The sequence below is a fragment of the Parasaccharibacter sp. TMW 2.1884 genome (assembly GCF_023337695.1).
Taxonomy (GTDB): Bacteria; Pseudomonadota; Alphaproteobacteria; order Acetobacterales; family Acetobacteraceae; genus Bombella; species Bombella apis.
Window position 1 is genome coordinate 226,968 of record NZ_QORR01000004.1, and the last position, 15,118, is coordinate 242,085.

The following is a 15,118-nucleotide window of genomic DNA, read 5'->3' on the forward strand; positions in this document are numbered from 1 at the left end:
CGGAGGAGACCGGACACCCGACCCGACACGAGCCCACTACGGCTGCTCCCTTCCGGGCCTGACCGGGTTCGCAGGTCAGCCGCCCGGGGCCGATCTCCCAAGCGGGCTTCTAGCACAGGAACAGGGGGGGCAGGCAAGCCCTTACTTTCCACCACACCCCATGCCCTTTCAGGGGGCGACAGCCGCACCACCGGGATGCCGGGGGTCCGCCACGCCATAGAACGGGCCGATCCCCTTCCGGGCCGGGTCCTGACCATCCAGCCGGGGCCCCCCGACCAGAATCGCCTCCGTGATGCCCCACGGACGATGGGGGATGAAATGGTACCCTTCCTGTTCCAGCGTCTTCTGCACGTCCGGACTCAAGGCACCCGTCTCCATCTCCACATCATCGGGCTTCCACTGCTCATGCAGGCGGGGCAGATCGACCGCCTGTGCCAGGTCCAGCCCATAATCCACCACGCCCAGCAGGCTGGACAGCACGATGGTAGGAATGCGGGAGCCACCGGGGCTACCTGTGACCATCACGACATGCCCGTTCCGGCTCACGATCGTCGGGGACATGGATGACAGGGGCGTCTTGCCCGGCGCAATGGCATTGGCCACAGAACCGACAATGCCGAACATGTTCGGCTCTCCCGGCTTGATGGAGAAATCGTCCATCTCGTCATTCATCCAGATGCCGGTGCGCCCCCCCATGACGCCCGCTCCAAACCAGCCATTGAGCGTATAGGTGGTGGACACCGCCATGCCATGGGAATCGATCGTGGAAAAATGGGTCGTCTCGTGCTTCTCCACGGCCGGGCCGGAAGTCGGCACGCTCCTGCCGGGGGCCGGACGCCCGACCTGAAGCGTATCGGATGGCACGGCCCTGTCCCTGGGCAATGCGGCCCGTATCTGCCCGGCGTAAGTGGGGTTGAGGAAATAGGAAACCGGATTGACGACAAAGGCCGGATCACCAAGGTCCCGCCTGTCGGAATAGGCATGACGCATGGCCTCCAGCTCCAGCTGGACGGCAGGCGCACTGTGCAGGCCAAGGCGACCCATGTCATACCCGGACAGAATGTTCAGCACCTCGCACAGGGCCACACCACCACCGCTTGGCGGAGGTGCCGTCTCGATCTGATAGCCACGATACTGGCAGGTGACCGGCTCCATGAAGCGTGGCTTATAGGCACGAAAATCCGCTTCCGTCAGGAACCCGCCACCCAGACGGGAGGCCCGGAGGATTTCCGAGGCTATGGGGCCACGATAAAAGGCGTCCCTGCCATCCCTGGCGATCAGTTCCAGCGACCGGGCCAGACCGGGCTGGACCAGCCTGTCCCCCACGGCCAGCTCCGTCCCGTCAGGCCGCAGAAAAATGCTACGGGCATACTCATCCTGCCGGAAATAGTCGGTGGACGTGTGCAGAAGCTCCACGTCACCTTCCTCCAGAACGAAACCGTCCCGGGCCAGGGCGATGGCCGGGGCCATGTCCTTCGCCCGGCTCAGCCGTCCCCAGCGTTTCCGCACGGCCTCCAGCCCGGCGACCGTCCCCGGTACGGCCACGGCCTTCCAGCCCACCGTGGAAAGACCCGGTTTCACCCGGCCTTCTTCATCCAGATACATGGCAGGCCGGGAACGCAGGGGTGCATGTTCCCGGAAGTCGATGAATACCGCAGGACCATGCGGGGGGCGCAGTGTCATGAAGCCGCCACCGCCCAGATTGCCCGCCGCTGGATAGACCACGGCCAGCGCATAGCCGACGGCCACGGCAGCATCGGCGGCATTGCCGCCCTCACGCAGAATCCGTGCCCCTGCCTCGGAGGCCAGATGCTGGGCAGAGACGACCATGCCCGTCTCCCCCTTCACCAGCGTGCCGGGGCGGGTGGTATCCGGCCCATAGGCCAGCGGGTCATGTGCTGCACTCAGCGTTTCGGCCTGGGACAGGGCCACGCTGCCCAGCACCATGCTCCCCAGAGCCAGCCGGGCAGCCAGTTTACGCAATGCCATCATGACGGGCTTCCTTGTCCACGAAACAGATTTCAGAGGGCGTAAGGCGGTTTCGTATAACCACGGGGCGACAGGGTGAAGATTTCATACCCGTCTTCCGTCACACCCAGCTGATGCTCGAACTGGGCGGACAGGGAGCGATCCCGTGTCACGGCCGTCCAGTCATCAGCCAGCACCTTCACGTCCGGGCGGCCAAGATTGAGCATCGGCTCGATGGTGAAGACCATGCCCGCTTTCAGTATCGTACCCTGGCCGGGCCTACCATAATGCAGGACGCTTGGCGCCTCATGGAAGTTGCGGCCAATGCCATGCCCGCAGAAATCCCGCACCACGCCAAGGCGGTGCTTCTCCGCAAAGCTCTGGATGGCATGACCGATATCGCCCAGCGTGGCCCCGGGCCGCACCTGCTCAATCCCCAGCATGAGAGCCTGATAGGTCAGGTCGATGAGCTTCTCGGCCTTGCGGGGCGGCTTGCCCACGACATACATGCGGGACGTGTCGCCATACCAGCCATTCAGGATGGAAGTGACGTCAATATTGAGGATGTCCCCCTCCTGAAGGCGTCTGTCACCGGGAATCCCGTGGCAGACAACATGATTGAGGGAAATGCAGCAGGATTTCGGGAAACCGTGATAGTTGAGCGGGGCTGGCGTTGCGCCATGCTCCAGCGTGTATTCATGTACAATCCTGTCCAGCTCACCTGTCGTGATGCCGGGACGTACATGCTCGGTGATCATGTCCAGCGTGGCGGCGGCCAGCTGCCCGGCTGCCTTGAGATGCCTGAAATCGTCCGTCGTGTAATGCTGGATGCTGCGCCCGTCCTGAGAAGACATGAAGTATCGTAATCCCTGTTCTTGTTCTGTGATGTGCTGTCGGCTCGACCATGATGTCGGAACTGCCCGCAGAATGCGCCCTGCCCTGCCCCAGTGCAAGACCCTCTCAGACACGGCCAAGTGACCGCCCCTCAGCTGCCGGAAGCGGAACAGCCTGCCAGCCAGAAAAAAGCCCCTCCGGCCATGGGGGCGGAGGGGCTTCCGGCTGTAGCCTCAGGAGCGATGATGCCCCCGGCGTGAGGCCCATGAATGATGCAGCCCCCGTGGAGCGCCGTGAGACCGGTAAGTGACCAGCACGACTCCCCGCCGCAGATGGGAACGGTGCGCCACCCGGCTGCCACCATGCCGGGCCAGGACGTAATAATGACCCGGCTGCTTGAGCAGCGGCAGCGGGGCCTGCCCGGAAGCGGAAAAACCATCATCCAGCAGGGAAATCATTGTCTGGTTCCGGCTTTCATTGCTGGAAGCCCCCAGCACGACGCCAATCAGCCGCACCTGCCCCTGCTGGGCAGAGCTGACAAGATTGTGCCCTGCCAGATCGGTATAACCGGTCTTGAAACCATCTGCCCCCTGATACACCCCAAGGAGCGGGTCGTGGTTGGGGATCATGTGACGGCGGAACGGGAATTCACGCACGCCGAAATAATGATAATACTGGGGGAAATCCCGCATCAGGGCCCGTGCCAGCACGGACAGGTCCCGGGCCGTGGTGACCTGATCCGGGTCGGGCAGGCCGGAGGCATTGCGAAATGTCGTATGGGCCATGCCGAGCCGCCGGGCCTGATAGGTCATCAGTGCGGCGAAGCGGGTCTCATCCCCACCCCCCAAGTACTCGCCCAGCACGCAGGCCGCATCATTGGCAGACTTGGTGACAAGGGCCAGAATGGCCTGCTCCACCGCCAGATGCGTCCCCGGGCGCATACCCAGTTTCGATGGGGCCTGCATGGAGGCATGGATGGAAACCGGCATGCTGTCCTGAAGGGTGATGCTGCCCCGCTCCAGTGCCTGGAAGGTCATGTACAGCGTCATCATCTTTGTCAGGGAAGCGGGATAACGCTGGAGGTCGGCATCCGACTCGGACAGGACGGCTCCTGTCCGGGCATCAATGACCAGGGACGATACATGTCCGGCAAACTGCGCCCGTGCCGTACCGGAGAAAGCAGCCAGGGCGACCACACACGAAAACAGGGTACGACTGAAAAACGGGCGCATCAGAAGGAATCATCCCCAGTTTGTCTGGAATCCATAAAAACCGTGCAACTCTAGTCTTCAGTACCTGAGAATGTCCAGATTTTTCCACCAGACATGCCAGATATCCTCCCGGCCCATAAAGTTGAAAAAACGTTTTCACCACAACCCTGTTATGAACCAGAAAGGCAGCAGGCAGCATGACCGGCAGAAAAACGCCATATGCCTCTGTATCATGATGGGGCCAACGCCATCCCGTCAGAGCATCACACCATGCCCTTCGTGCATTTTCCTGATACAAGAAATAAGTCATATTTACCAACCAGTTCAGGAGCGTCCCCCATGCAGCACAGGCCACATGCCATGACATATGGGCTTCCCATGGCCTCTGCCATAGACGATACCGGCATGGCCCTGCCTGTCCACGCTGCCCGGGAAGACACACTGACATCCCGCAAGACGGATATCGCCTACCCCTCCATGTACAATGTCATCCTGCTGAATGATGACTACACCCCCATGGATTTCGTGGTGTTCGTGCTGGAACAGTTCTTTGACAAATCCCCCGCAGAAGCACAGGCTATCATGCTGGAGGTCCACAACCGGGGCAGCGGAGTCTGCGGGATTTTCACCTATGAAATTGCAGAAACGAAGGTCGGACAGGTCATGGACCTTGCCCAGAAGAACCAGCACCCTCTCCAGTGCACCCTTGAGAAAGCCTGAGGCCATCGCCACTTGATATCCTGACAGATTTCTGTACCGCCGCTTCATCATTCTGACATTCCTTCATGGCACAAGGAGCGCCTATGTTGTCCTCCACACTTGAACAGACGCTTCAGCGTGCGCTCCTCCTTGCGGGTCAGAATCACCACGAATTCATCACACTGGAACATCTCCTCTTTGCTCTCTGTGATGACCGTGATGCCATGGCGATCTTTTCAGCATGCCGGATCGACCTTGAGCTGCTCCGGCAGGATGTCGACCATTTTCTCCTGCATGAGCAGCAGGCCATCATCCGCCCCGAGCTGGACGATGCCCCCCAGCCGACAGCCGCCTTCCAGAGGGTGATCCAGCGGGCGGCAGTCCATATCCAGAGTGCAGGCCAGGCCATCATGACAGGAGCCCATGTACTGGTCTCCATGTTCGCCGAGAAAGAAAGTCACGCCGTTTTCTTCCTCCAGCAGCGGGGCCTGACACGGCTGAATGCCATCCATGCCATGCGGCATGACGACGTGGCAGACATCCCGCCGCAGACTGGCCAGACCGGCCGCAGGACCAGGGCCTCCCGCAAGGATGGTGGGGAAAACAGCGAACCTGCCGAGGCCGACCAGAAAGAGGCCCTCCAGACCTACTGCACGGACCTCAACGAGCGAGCCCGCCGTGATGGAATCGACCCGCTCATCGGTCGGGAAAAGGAAGTGGAGCGGGTTGTCCAGATCCTCTGCCGCCGGACGAAGAACAACCCCCTGCTGGTTGGTGATCCCGGTGTTGGCAAGACCGCCATTGCCGAAGGGCTGGCCCAGAGAATCGTGAAAGGCCAGGTGCCCGCCATCCTGGCTGATGCCCGCCTGTACAGCCTGGACCTCGGTGCCCTGCTGGCCGGTACACGCTACCGTGGCGATTTTGAAGAACGCCTGAAGACCATCATGAGCGAACTGGAGCAGAAGCCGGGCAGCCTGCTCTTCATTGATGAAATCCACATGCTCATCGGGGCGGGCGCCACGACCAATGGCTCCATGGATGCCTCCAACCTGCTCAAGCCGGCTCTGGCAACCGGGAAGCTGCATTGCATCGGCTCCACCACCTATCAGGAATACCGGCAGCATTTCGAGAAGGACCACGCCCTGACACGGCGTTTCCAGAAGATTGATGTCACCGAACCCTCACAGACCGACACGATCCGCATCCTGCGGGGCCTGAAGGAACGGTATGAGGAGCATCACGACATCCGTTTCACAGACCCGGCCATCCGCAGTGCTGTGGAGCTGTCGGTCCGATACATCCATGACCGGAAACTGCCTGACAAAGCCATCGACATCATCGATGAGGCCGGCGCCGCCTGCCGCCTCCTGCCCAGCAGCCGCAGACGCCGCACGGTTGGTGTTCGAGACATCGAAGCAACTGTGGCACGCATCGCCCATATCCCGCCCCGTCATCTCTCCGCAGATGACAGGACTTCCATCCGCCATCTGCCCGCCGACCTCCGCAAGGCCGTCTTCGGCCAGGATGAAGCACTGGATGCCCTCTCCTCAGCCGTCATGCTCTCCCGGGCCGGGCTGCGGGATACGGAAAAAACCATTGGCAGCTATCTCTTCTCCGGTCCAACAGGTGTTGGCAAGACGGAGGCAGCACGGCAGCTCGCCCAATCCCTGGGGATCAGACTGATCCGTTTCGACATGTCAGAATATATGGAGGCCCATTCCATTTCCCGGCTGATCGGTACGCCGCCCGGCTATGTAGGCTTTGAACAGGGAGGCCTCCTGACCAGCGCCATAGACCAGACACCCCATGCCGTCCTGCTTCTGGATGAAATTGAAAAAGCCCACCCAGACCTTTTCAACATCCTGCTTCAGGTCATGGATCATGGCAAGCTGACAGACAATACCGGCAAGACGGTGGATTTCCGCAATGTCATCCTCATCATGACCAGCAATGCCGGAGCCAGTGATCTTTCCAAAGAAGCCATCGGCTTTGCACGCACTGCCCGCTCCGGTGATGACGAGGAAGCCATCAAGCGGCTTTTCTCACCCGAATTCCGTAACCGGCTGGATGCCATCATCCCCTTCGCCCCGCTGACACCCGCTGTGGTGGCCCACGTCGTAGAGAAATTCCTTGCCCAGCTGACCACCATGCTAGCGGCCAAAAACGTCTCCCTACACCTCACCGCCGGTGCCCGGGCATGGCTGGCTGAACGGGGTTACGACCGGACGAATGGAGCCCGCCCGCTGGGCCGCCTGATCCAGAACCACATCAAGAAACCATTGGCCGAGGAAATTCTCTTTGGCAGGCTGACAGATGGGGGAACCGTCAAAATCGGGGCACGTGATGGCCAGCTGACCTTCACCATCTCCGCTGCGCCTGCGGCACCATCAGACAGAAAGGGCCGCAAACGGGCAGGAACACTCACCCCGGCCTGACACCGGGGTGGGTTGGTCTTCAATCGTAACGCTGACCGTTCACGCTGACATAGCCCGGCCACGGCCAGTGACGGCCCGTGCCGTGATGGGTCCAATCTAGCCCCTGCCGACTGGGGCCATCATAATAATACCGCCCCTGTACTTCGACCTGATCCCCAACCTTCACCCACGGCCATGATGGTGCTTTCATCTCATCAAGGTTGGATACCACACGAATGGGCTGGCCTCCGGCAACGGACATCAGAAAATAGCCATGCATACCGCTCCGGCTACGGCGGGCCCGATAGACTTTCACCACATTCCCGCAAACATGTTCCGGCAAGTCCAGATGCTGGCCATAGGGCACCTGCCGATGGGCAAACTGCTGGGCGTATCCTGCCTGATCCTTTACAAACCGGGCATTGTCACACTGTGCCGGCATGGTGGCTTCTGCCTTTGCCGGATGGCTCAGGGCCATCACACCAGCCAGAGCCGCAAGCATGCCTGCCCTCATCATGACGGGATGAAAAAACCGCATATCTTCTCCTTTTCCTCCCCCTTCCCCCACGGGCGAGGCAGGAGTATCCTTGGAATGTTTCATCATTACTGGAACAATTGCCAGACATGATGCCCATTCATTACCGGATGACCCCTTAACGGCTCAACCATATTCGTGGCCGGGCGTTCCACCACCACCTTACCGTCAGGGAGGGAAAAACCATGCCTCTACATCACCTGAAAACGCTCCGTGACCGACTGAAAACCAACCGGGCTGGAGCTGGGGAAACGCCTGTCACCTTTGCTGACAGCAACCCGGTTTTCGAGATCGTGGCCCTCGGTGTGCGGAGTGGTGTTGCAGATGGCAATCTGTCCTCCTACCTGATCCGCCCTCTGGGCACGAATGAGGCCGTCATCTGCGATGCAGGCACTCTGGGGCACGGGCTGAAACGGGCCGAGGCCCGAGGTGTCCTGAATGACATTCCCATCATGCCCGATTCCGCCCTTGGCCGGGCCGGTCATGTGCTGAAACAGACGGTCCGGGCCTATCTCATCAGCCATGCCCATCTCGACCACGTGGCTGGGCTGGTTCTTTCCTCTCCCGAAGATACGCCCAAACCCATCTATGCTTTGCCAGAAACAAACGCCCTTCTAGCTGAACATCTTTTCAATGGCCGTATTTGGGGTGCCATGGGGGATAAAGGGCCAGAACCCCGCATCGGAAAATACAGCTATAAAGATATGGAAGCAGGGGAAAGCCAGAACATTGAAGGCAGCGGGCTGGAAATCACGGCTTGGCCTCTCAGCCATGCCAGCACGACTTCCACGGCCTTCCTCATTCAGCACCATGGACGGGCCATTCTCTATCTGGGTGATACGCAAGCAGATCAACCAGATGGCCCACAGAACCTCCAAAAACTTTGGAAGGCTATTGCGCCTCTGCTACGAGAGAAAAAGCTGCACACCATCATCATGGGCGTAACCTATCCGGATGCACAGCCAGAAAACGCCCTCTGTGGCCAGCTTCGCCCTAAAGACCTGCTACAAACTCTGCGGGACCTGGGACATATTTGCGGCGGGCGTCACCATATCCGGGGGCTGCGTGTTCTTGTTAGCCATGTAAAAGAAACATTCCATGAAGGCAGCAACCCAGTGCAGCATCTTTATCGGGAACTGCAAGACGGCAATGATATTGGTATCCATTTCATGATGGCAGAGCAGAGCGCACGCTATCTTGTCTGACGGGTATCGTTCCAACAACCAAATGAAAAGACGGACCTTCCTCACCGGCCTCGGTTTGGGAGGTCTCGCTTTTTCCGGTCCATCTCTCGCAAGAGGAGATGGACATCATCATGCACGGACTAAACAACGGCATCTGCCTCATGGTCATGAGCACGCACCTGCTGCCGCCCCGCCATCTGATGCGCCCGCTCTCAGTACGCTCTCAGACACAACACGTCAGCAGATTACCCAACTTGTCAGCATAGCTCCGCACAAATCACGGCAGGAGCGCATCGTCCTGATCTCACAATTCATGAAGGGCACGCCCTATCTGGCCCAGCCGCTCATTGGCTCTGCCACCACACCAGAAGAGCTTGTTCTTTCGTGGCGGGGTGTAAACTGCATGACATTCGTGGAAATTGTTCTGGCTGCCAGCATGAGCCTTACTGTGGAACAGTTCATCCATGCACTAATCGCCACACGATACAGCCACCATCATGTCAGCTTTAGGGAACGGCGGCACTTCCTGAGTGACTGGCTACATGGGGCGCCTGTTCTCTGCCGTGATCTGAGCCCGAAATTTTCGTATGCACAGCGGGTTGAGAAAACACTGAACCTGAAACTCTCTTCTTCCAACAATCCAGATAACGGGCATGAAAAGACCCAAGACCGTTATGTGCCGGGTATTCCACTGAAGAAACGCCTCATCACCTACCTGCCAACACGACCATTGCTTGATGATTTACAAACCGGTGGTGTTCGCAAGATTGTAAAAACGGGCGATGTTATCGGTATTTATAGCCCATTGGCAGGGTTAGATGTCTTCCATATCGGGCTAGCAATTTGGCACGGTAGAACCCTGCTCTTCCGCAACGCCTCTTCCCTTCCCGAACATCGCTATGTCATGGACACCCCCCTTGACCACTACTTACAAGAGCGCCGAGGGGCCATCATATATCGCCCCCGCTAGGCAATAGCGAGACACAACACAATCATAATATATTGATAAATATAGCTAATAAGGGAATCCCTCCCCCTCGTAAACGAGGGGGAGGTAATCCTTCGCATGGAAAACCATGTTACCGTGGTTTCCCAACCGATTTGCCTAGACTCGATATTAAAAATAATACTCAAATGATGTCAATAGACATGAAGGAAAACATTTTATGACACCTATCTCCGAATCCCTCCTATTCGGTCTTGATGTTGGAATCAGCTCATGTGGCTGGGCCGTACTCAAGCACTCAGACACAACAGGACACATAGAAGCCCTTGGAAGCTGGTGCTTTGATGCCCCCGAAACAAAGACAGAACGCACACCCACCAATCAGATCAGACGCTCCAGCCGCCTTCTCCGCCGTGTCGTCCGCCGTCGCCGCAACCGGATGACTGAGATACGCCGTCTCTTTGCTCGGCATGGCCTGATCGATAATGACCGACCAGATGCTCTCCGCCAACCTGCCATTGACCCATGGGAAATGAGGGAACGGGGCCTTGATCACCAACTGACTCCCGAAGAATTTGCCGTGGCTTTGGCTCATATTGCCAAACATCGAGGCTTCAAATCCTCTGCGAAACGTGTCAAAAGTAATGCCTCGCCTGACGACAGTAAAATGTTGGCCGCGCTTGAAAAAACCAAAGAGCTATCAGCCCAATATCGCACAATCGGCGAAATGTTCGCCCGTGATTCCGCCTATGTACAGCGGCGGCGCAACCGGGATGGTCTCTTTGACCGTACAATAAGCCGGGATGACCTCATCGATGAGGCAAAAATCCTCTTTGATAGGCAACGTAAGCTAGGCAACCCCGTTGCCAGTACCGAAATTGAGGAAGCTTTTACCCGCATCGCCTTTTGGCAGAACCCCATGCAGGACAGCGGCGTACTGGTAGCCTCCTGCCCTTTCGAGCCGAAAGAAAAACGTTCATCCCGATTCTCACCGTCCTTCGAGCGGTTTCGTCTTCTCTGCCGCCTTATCAATCTCCGTGTTACCGATGGCCCAGAAGAACGCCCTCTGACAGAAGAAGAGCTACGCCTTGCCTACGAGCACGCAGGTAAAACACGCAAACTGACAGCCGCCGCCATCCGTAAGCTCATCGGTCTACGGGATGATCAACACTTCACCACCATACCACCAGAGCAAGAAAAACAAGACATCACAAGCCGGACAGGAGAGACATTTGCAGGCACGGCAACGTTCCGTTCCGTACTAGGAGAATCGTTATGGCGGCAGTTACTGCCACATCCTGAATGGCTTGATAACGCTGCATGGATCATCAGTTTCCATGAACTAACGGAAACTATCATAAAGAAACTGGGCGAAATCGGCCTTCCTGTCGAAGCCTACGAACTCATCTGCGATGCTCTGAAAAGTGACAAAAGTCCATTTGCAAAATTCAAAGGGGCCTCCTCCCTCTCCGACAAAGCCGTACGGGCTCTTATCCCCTACCTTCAGCAGGGTCTAACGTACGACAAAGCCTGCCAGAAGGCGGGATATGATCACGCTGCATCCCGATTCAGCGGCCGTGCAACAATCGATACAAAAGCCAAATTTAACGCTCTCATGGCTGAGGTCCGGGACAGTATTGCCAACCCCATCGCCAGAAAAGCCTTGAGTGAAGGGATGAAACAGCTCTGGGCCATGCGAAACCGCTGGGGCCTACCGGGGGCCATCTGTATTGAACTGGCTCGTGATGTAGGTAACAGCCTTGAAAAACGTAAGGAAATTGAGCGTAACCTCAAAACCACGGCCAAACAGCGTGCCAGAGAGCGTGAAGAAGCCTGTGAACTACTGAACTTGAAGGAGGTTTCTTCAGATATCCTCCTACGGTACCGCCTCTGGAAAGAACAGGGAGGCCGCTGCTGTTATTCGGGCAAGTCCATTACACCGGACATGCTCATGGCACAGGATAATCGGATTCAGATTGATCATATCCTGCCTTGGTCTCGTTTTGGGGATGACAGTTACAGCAATAAAGGGCTTTGTCTCGCAAAAGAAAATCAAGCCAAAAAAAACCAGACACCCTATGAGTGGATTCATGGCCAGGGAACCACGGCCCAGAAGGAACAATGGGACAAATTTGTCGCCGATGTGGAAAGCCGTAAAAACACCAAGGGCCTGAAAAAGCGCAATTTCCTTCTTAAAGGCAGCAAAGAGATAGAGGAACGTTTCCGTAGCCGCAATCTCAATGATACACGCTATGCAGCCCGCCTGATGGTCGAGGCGGCACGCCTGCTATATCCCGCCGGACAGCGCGGCGAAAAAGGGGGAACAAGGCGGGTGTTCACCCGTCCTGGGGCTCTAACAGCTGCTCTCCGTCATGCTTGGGGTGTTGAATCCCTCAAAAAGATCGGTGGGGAACGCCTCCATGATAACCGTCATCATGCACTGGATGCCGCCATTGTGGCTGCTGTCAGCGAAGCGGAAATCCAGAAACTCACGAAGTCTTTTCAGGAATGTGAGCAGAAAGGCCTATCCCGCCCCATGCGGGATGTTGCCCCACCATGGGACGGATTCCGGGATCAGTTAAAAGAAAAATACGAGACCATTTTCGTCGCCCGTCCCGAACGCCAGCGGGCCCGTGGTCAAGGCCACGAAGCCACGATCCGACAGGTCCGGGAAGAAGAAACAGGCCCGGTCATCTATGAACGCAAAGCCGTCAGCGCCCTAACCTTAGCTGATCTTGCCAAAATCAAAGACCCAGACCGCAATGCCGGTCTTATCGCCTCCCTCCGCCAGTGGATTGAAGCTGGGAAACCAGCAGACAAGCCACCAAGAACCCCGTGCCACCAGAGCGCAGCAGGCCATGAAATACGCAAAGTACGCCTTGCTACCATAATTACACCAGCTGTTCCTGTCCGAGGGGGCATGGCGAAGAGAGGTGACATGACACGGGTTGATATCTTCAAAGTCATCGGGAAAAAGGGGAAGCCAGAATGGTACATGATCCCCATATATCCCCACCAGATCATGAATCGTTCCCAATGGCCAGCTCCCCCTAATAAAGCTGTCGTTGCGGGTAAGTCCGAAGCAGACTGGCCTATCATGGGGGCGGAAGCTCAATTCCAGTTTAGTCTCTATCCCTGCAGTTATGTGCGTCTTTTTAAAAAGGGTACTGTCATAGAAGGCTATTTCTGCGGCTGTCACCGGTCAAGAGCTTATATTACTCTGGCCCTTTCAACCGGTGCTGCACCGTTACAAAAAGGCATCGGTATAAAAACTCAGGAGCATATCCAAAAATTTTCCGTTAATCGCTTCGGCGAATTATCCCCCGTTAAACAGGAGACACGAACATGGCATGGCGTTGCGTGCACATCTCCCGACCAGCACGATTGAAGCTAAAAGACGGACAAATGCTTATTGTGCAGGATGATGACACCATCACCCTGCCATTAGAGGACATAGCCTGCTGCGTACTCGACACGCCACAGATCACTCTTTCTGGTGCCCTGCTTTCCACGCTTGCCGTGCAGGGCATCGTCTTGATCGTACCGGATGCCAGACACCACCCAGCCGGACTTCTCCTCCCCTTCCACCAACACTATGCACAAGCAGACATCATACAGTTTCAGATATCCGCTTCTTTGCCACTCCGTAAACGACTTTGGCAGCTGCTCGTCACTACCAAGATCAACAATCAAGCGGCCGTTCTGAACATGCAAAGGCATAGTGAGGCCAAAAGGTTGCAAAACATGATAGACCTCGTGACCTCAGGCGATAAGGCTAACATCGAGGCACAAGCCGCCCGCTTTTACTGGTCCCGGCTTTTTCTCAACTTCACTCGCGCCAACGAAGCTGATAAGCGCAATGGCCTTTTAAATTATGGCTATGCCATCCTTCGTGCAGCCTTGGCACGTGCCTGCGTTGCTGCAGGACTTATCCCTTCACTAGGAGTGCATCATGCATCTCGCACCAACGCCTTCAATCTTGTTGATGATCTCATAGAACCTTTCCGCCCCTTCGTGGACCAGATGGTAGCCCAATACCATCCGGAACCAGCCACTGCTTCAGCCAGTCTTGAGGACCGCCAGTTCATGGTTGGCATCCTGTCACAATCTGTTCTGATAGGCCAAGAAACCATGACTATTCTTGCAGCGACTGAAATTGTTGCCTCTAACCTGGTTAAAGCCCTTGAACATAACAGTGCTGCCTTGCTGCGCCTGCCTGTCTGCATCGCTGGGGGTAGCTCATGAAAGCAGAGGAGACCCGATTCTTGTGGCTAATAATCTTTTTCGACCTCCCCGTCCGCACCAAAATTCAAAGACGGCAGGCAGCGCAGTTTCGTAATTTCCTACGTGATGATGGATTCATCATGCTACAATATTCCGTCTATGTTCGTGTCGGACGGGGACAAGACAGTCTCGATAAACATTTACGCCGGGTTCGGACCGCCCTCCCTAAAGAAGGAAGCGTCCGAGCTTTGCAAGTAACGGACAAACAATATGGAAGGATGGAGATTATGCTCGGCCTTGCCAAAAAAACCGAAGGAATAGGCACGAAACAGATGGTGTTGCTATGATTTTCGATCGTAAAAACAATGAAAAATCATGCAACATCAATCTGTTACGCAAGAGCTAACCTACCATAGGCAAATCGGTAGGGAAACCACGGCCCGATAGGTCCTGCTACAGCAACCAAAATTAACCTACCATAGGCAAATCGGTAGGGAAACCACGGCATTTTGCGGTGAACAGCCAATTTCTGATGCAACCTACCATAGGCAAATCGGTAGGGAAACCACGGCATATGTTGATCGGCGGCGTGACGTGGTCGAAACCTACCATAGGCAAATCGGTAGGGAAACCACGGCGCACATTGCCTGCTGAGCCACTTCCAGCCTAACCTACCATAGGCAAATCGGTAGGGAAACCACGGCGCCTCGGCATGGCGCATGTCGTAATAGGCAAACCTACCATAGGCAAATCGGTAGGGAAACCACGGCACGTTGCAGCGATTTGTGGAGACAGCCGACAACCTACCATAGGCAAATCGCTAACCATCCAAGCGATTTGGAGCAATGTATTTTGTTTGGGGGGAGGATATTTTTGGATGCGGGGGTAGGATTTGAACCTACGACCTTCAGGTTATGAGCCTGACGAGCTACCGGGCTGCTCCACCCCGCGTTGGTGGGTGGTTTTTATGGGGGTAGGTGAGCGAGGGGACCTGGCGGCGACCGACTTTTCCGCTCCTTAAGGAGCAGTATCATAGGCGCTGGAGGCTTTAACGGCCGAGTTCGGGATGGGATCGGGTATGGATCCTCCGCCATGGCCACCAG

Annotated in this window: 11 protein-coding genes, 1 tRNA gene, 1 rRNA gene, 1 other RNA gene and 1 CRISPR repeat array; of the genes, 7 read left to right on the forward strand and 7 right to left on the reverse strand. The window is 56.8% G+C overall.

Translation table 11 applies throughout. The annotated features are described in order from the left end of the window. Window position 1: 1 nt before the first annotated feature. The 4 genes from ffs to DTI93_RS07775 all read right to left on the reverse strand — a co-directional run bounded on the left by ffs (window position 2) and on the right by DTI93_RS07775 (window position 4,034). Window positions 2–98: signal recognition particle sRNA small type (ffs, locus tag DTI93_RS07760), an RNA gene on the reverse strand. Window positions 99–168: 70 nt separating this feature from the next. After that, window positions 169–1,992 (reverse strand): gamma-glutamyltransferase, encoded by a 1,824-nt coding sequence (gene ggt, locus DTI93_RS07765; RefSeq protein ID WP_408902108.1) that lies wholly within the window; start codon window positions 1,990–1,992, stop codon window positions 169–171. A 29-nt stretch (window positions 1,993–2,021) separates the two neighbouring features. Then, entirely contained in the window at window positions 2,022–2,822 is an 801-nt protein-coding gene (map, locus tag DTI93_RS07770; protein ID WP_043557966.1) for a type I methionyl aminopeptidase, read from the reverse strand. A 213-nt stretch (window positions 2,823–3,035) separates the two neighbouring features. Further along, on the reverse strand, window positions 3,036–4,034 hold the full coding sequence (locus DTI93_RS07775; protein ID WP_249080184.1) for a D-alanyl-D-alanine carboxypeptidase family protein: 999 nt from the start codon (window positions 4,032–4,034) through the stop codon (window positions 3,036–3,038). 318 nt (window positions 4,035–4,352) lie between these two features. On the opposite strand from DTI93_RS07775, the gene clpS reads away from it, so the two are divergent. Both clpS and clpA read left to right on the forward strand, forming a co-directional pair. Further along, on the forward strand, window positions 4,353–4,733 hold the full coding sequence (clpS, locus tag DTI93_RS07780) for an ATP-dependent Clp protease adapter ClpS (RefSeq protein ID WP_227431527.1): 381 nt from the start codon (window positions 4,353–4,355) through the stop codon (window positions 4,731–4,733). Between the two features lie 83 nt (window positions 4,734–4,816). Continuing rightward, window positions 4,817–7,147, forward strand: coding sequence for an ATP-dependent Clp protease ATP-binding subunit ClpA (gene clpA, locus DTI93_RS07785; RefSeq protein WP_043557965.1), 2,331 nt, complete (start codon window positions 4,817–4,819; stop codon window positions 7,145–7,147). Between the two features lie 19 nt (window positions 7,148–7,166). Here clpA and DTI93_RS07790 read toward each other — a convergent pair whose 3' ends face one another. Beyond that, complete coding sequence (locus tag DTI93_RS07790; RefSeq protein ID WP_052348922.1) at window positions 7,167–7,664, reverse strand: DUF3465 domain-containing protein; 498 nt, start codon at window positions 7,662–7,664, stop codon at window positions 7,167–7,169. A gap of 182 nt (window positions 7,665–7,846) precedes the next feature. Between DTI93_RS07790 and DTI93_RS07795 the strand changes: the two genes are divergently transcribed. The 5 genes from DTI93_RS07795 to cas2 all read left to right on the forward strand — a co-directional run bounded on the left by DTI93_RS07795 (window position 7,847) and on the right by cas2 (window position 14,362). Continuing rightward, window positions 7,847–8,866, forward strand: coding sequence for an MBL fold metallo-hydrolase (locus tag DTI93_RS07795; protein WP_249080186.1), 1,020 nt, complete (start codon window positions 7,847–7,849; stop codon window positions 8,864–8,866). Continuing rightward, the gene (locus tag DTI93_RS07800) at window positions 8,859–9,815 is read left to right on the forward strand and encodes an N-acetylmuramoyl-L-alanine amidase-like domain-containing protein (RefSeq protein ID WP_249080188.1); all 957 of its coding nucleotides are present in this window, start codon (window positions 8,859–8,861) and stop codon (window positions 9,813–9,815) included. The genes DTI93_RS07795 and DTI93_RS07800 overlap by 8 nt, the downstream gene beginning before the upstream one ends. Before the next feature lie 196 nt (window positions 9,816–10,011). Next, window positions 10,012–13,179, forward strand: a complete 3,168-nt coding sequence (gene cas9 / locus DTI93_RS07805; RefSeq protein WP_249080190.1) for a type II CRISPR RNA-guided endonuclease Cas9 — start codon at window positions 10,012–10,014, stop codon at window positions 13,177–13,179. Continuing rightward, on the forward strand, window positions 13,137–14,036 hold the full coding sequence (gene cas1 / locus DTI93_RS07810) for a type II CRISPR-associated endonuclease Cas1 (protein ID WP_249080192.1): 900 nt from the start codon (window positions 13,137–13,139) through the stop codon (window positions 14,034–14,036). Before cas9 ends, cas1 begins: the two co-directional genes overlap by 43 nt. After that, window positions 14,033–14,362 (forward strand): CRISPR-associated endonuclease Cas2, encoded by a 330-nt coding sequence (gene cas2 / locus DTI93_RS07815; RefSeq protein ID WP_043557960.1) that lies wholly within the window; start codon window positions 14,033–14,035, stop codon window positions 14,360–14,362. The genes cas1 and cas2 overlap by 4 nt, the downstream gene beginning before the upstream one ends. A 57-nt stretch (window positions 14,363–14,419) precedes the next feature. Further along, window positions 14,420–14,785: a CRISPR direct-repeat array (repeat unit 36 nt; unit sequence AACCTACCATAGGCAAATCGGTAGGGAAACCACGGC). Window positions 14,786–14,889: 104 nt separating this feature from the next. Here the strand turns inward: cas2 and DTI93_RS07820 are convergent. Both DTI93_RS07820 and rrf read right to left on the reverse strand, forming a co-directional pair. Further along, window positions 14,890–14,966 (reverse strand) — tRNA-Met (locus tag DTI93_RS07820). Between the two features lie 38 nt (window positions 14,967–15,004). Then, a 5S ribosomal RNA gene (rrf, locus tag DTI93_RS07825) occupies window positions 15,005–15,118 on the reverse strand.

Bases quoted from the DNA above. Each gene is read 5' to 3' on its own strand.
- cas1 (WP_249080192.1), top strand. From the start codon at position 13,137: ATGGCATGGCGTTGCGTGCACATCTCCCGACCAGCACGATTGAAGCTA.
- clpA (WP_043557965.1), top strand. From the start codon at position 4,817: ATGTTGTCCTCCACACTTGAACAGACGCTTCAGCGTGCGCTCCTCCTT.
- ggt (WP_408902108.1), bottom strand. From the start codon at position 1,992: ATGATGGCATTGCGTAAACTGGCTGCCCGGCTGGCTCTGGGGAGCATG.
- map (WP_043557966.1), bottom strand. From the start codon at position 2,822: ATGTCTTCTCAGGACGGGCGCAGCATCCAGCATTACACGACGGACGAT.
- cas9 (WP_249080190.1), top strand. From the start codon at position 10,012: ATGACACCTATCTCCGAATCCCTCCTATTCGGTCTTGATGTTGGAATC.
- cas2 (WP_043557960.1), top strand. From the start codon at position 14,033: ATGAAAGCAGAGGAGACCCGATTCTTGTGGCTAATAATCTTTTTCGAC.
- DTI93_RS07790 (WP_052348922.1), bottom strand. From the start codon at position 7,664: ATGCGGTTTTTTCATCCCGTCATGATGAGGGCAGGCATGCTTGCGGCT.
- DTI93_RS07795 (WP_249080186.1), top strand. From the start codon at position 7,847: ATGCCTCTACATCACCTGAAAACGCTCCGTGACCGACTGAAAACCAAC.
- clpS (WP_227431527.1), top strand. From the start codon at position 4,353: ATGCAGCACAGGCCACATGCCATGACATATGGGCTTCCCATGGCCTCT.
- DTI93_RS07775 (WP_249080184.1), bottom strand. From the start codon at position 4,034: ATGCGCCCGTTTTTCAGTCGTACCCTGTTTTCGTGTGTGGTCGCCCTG.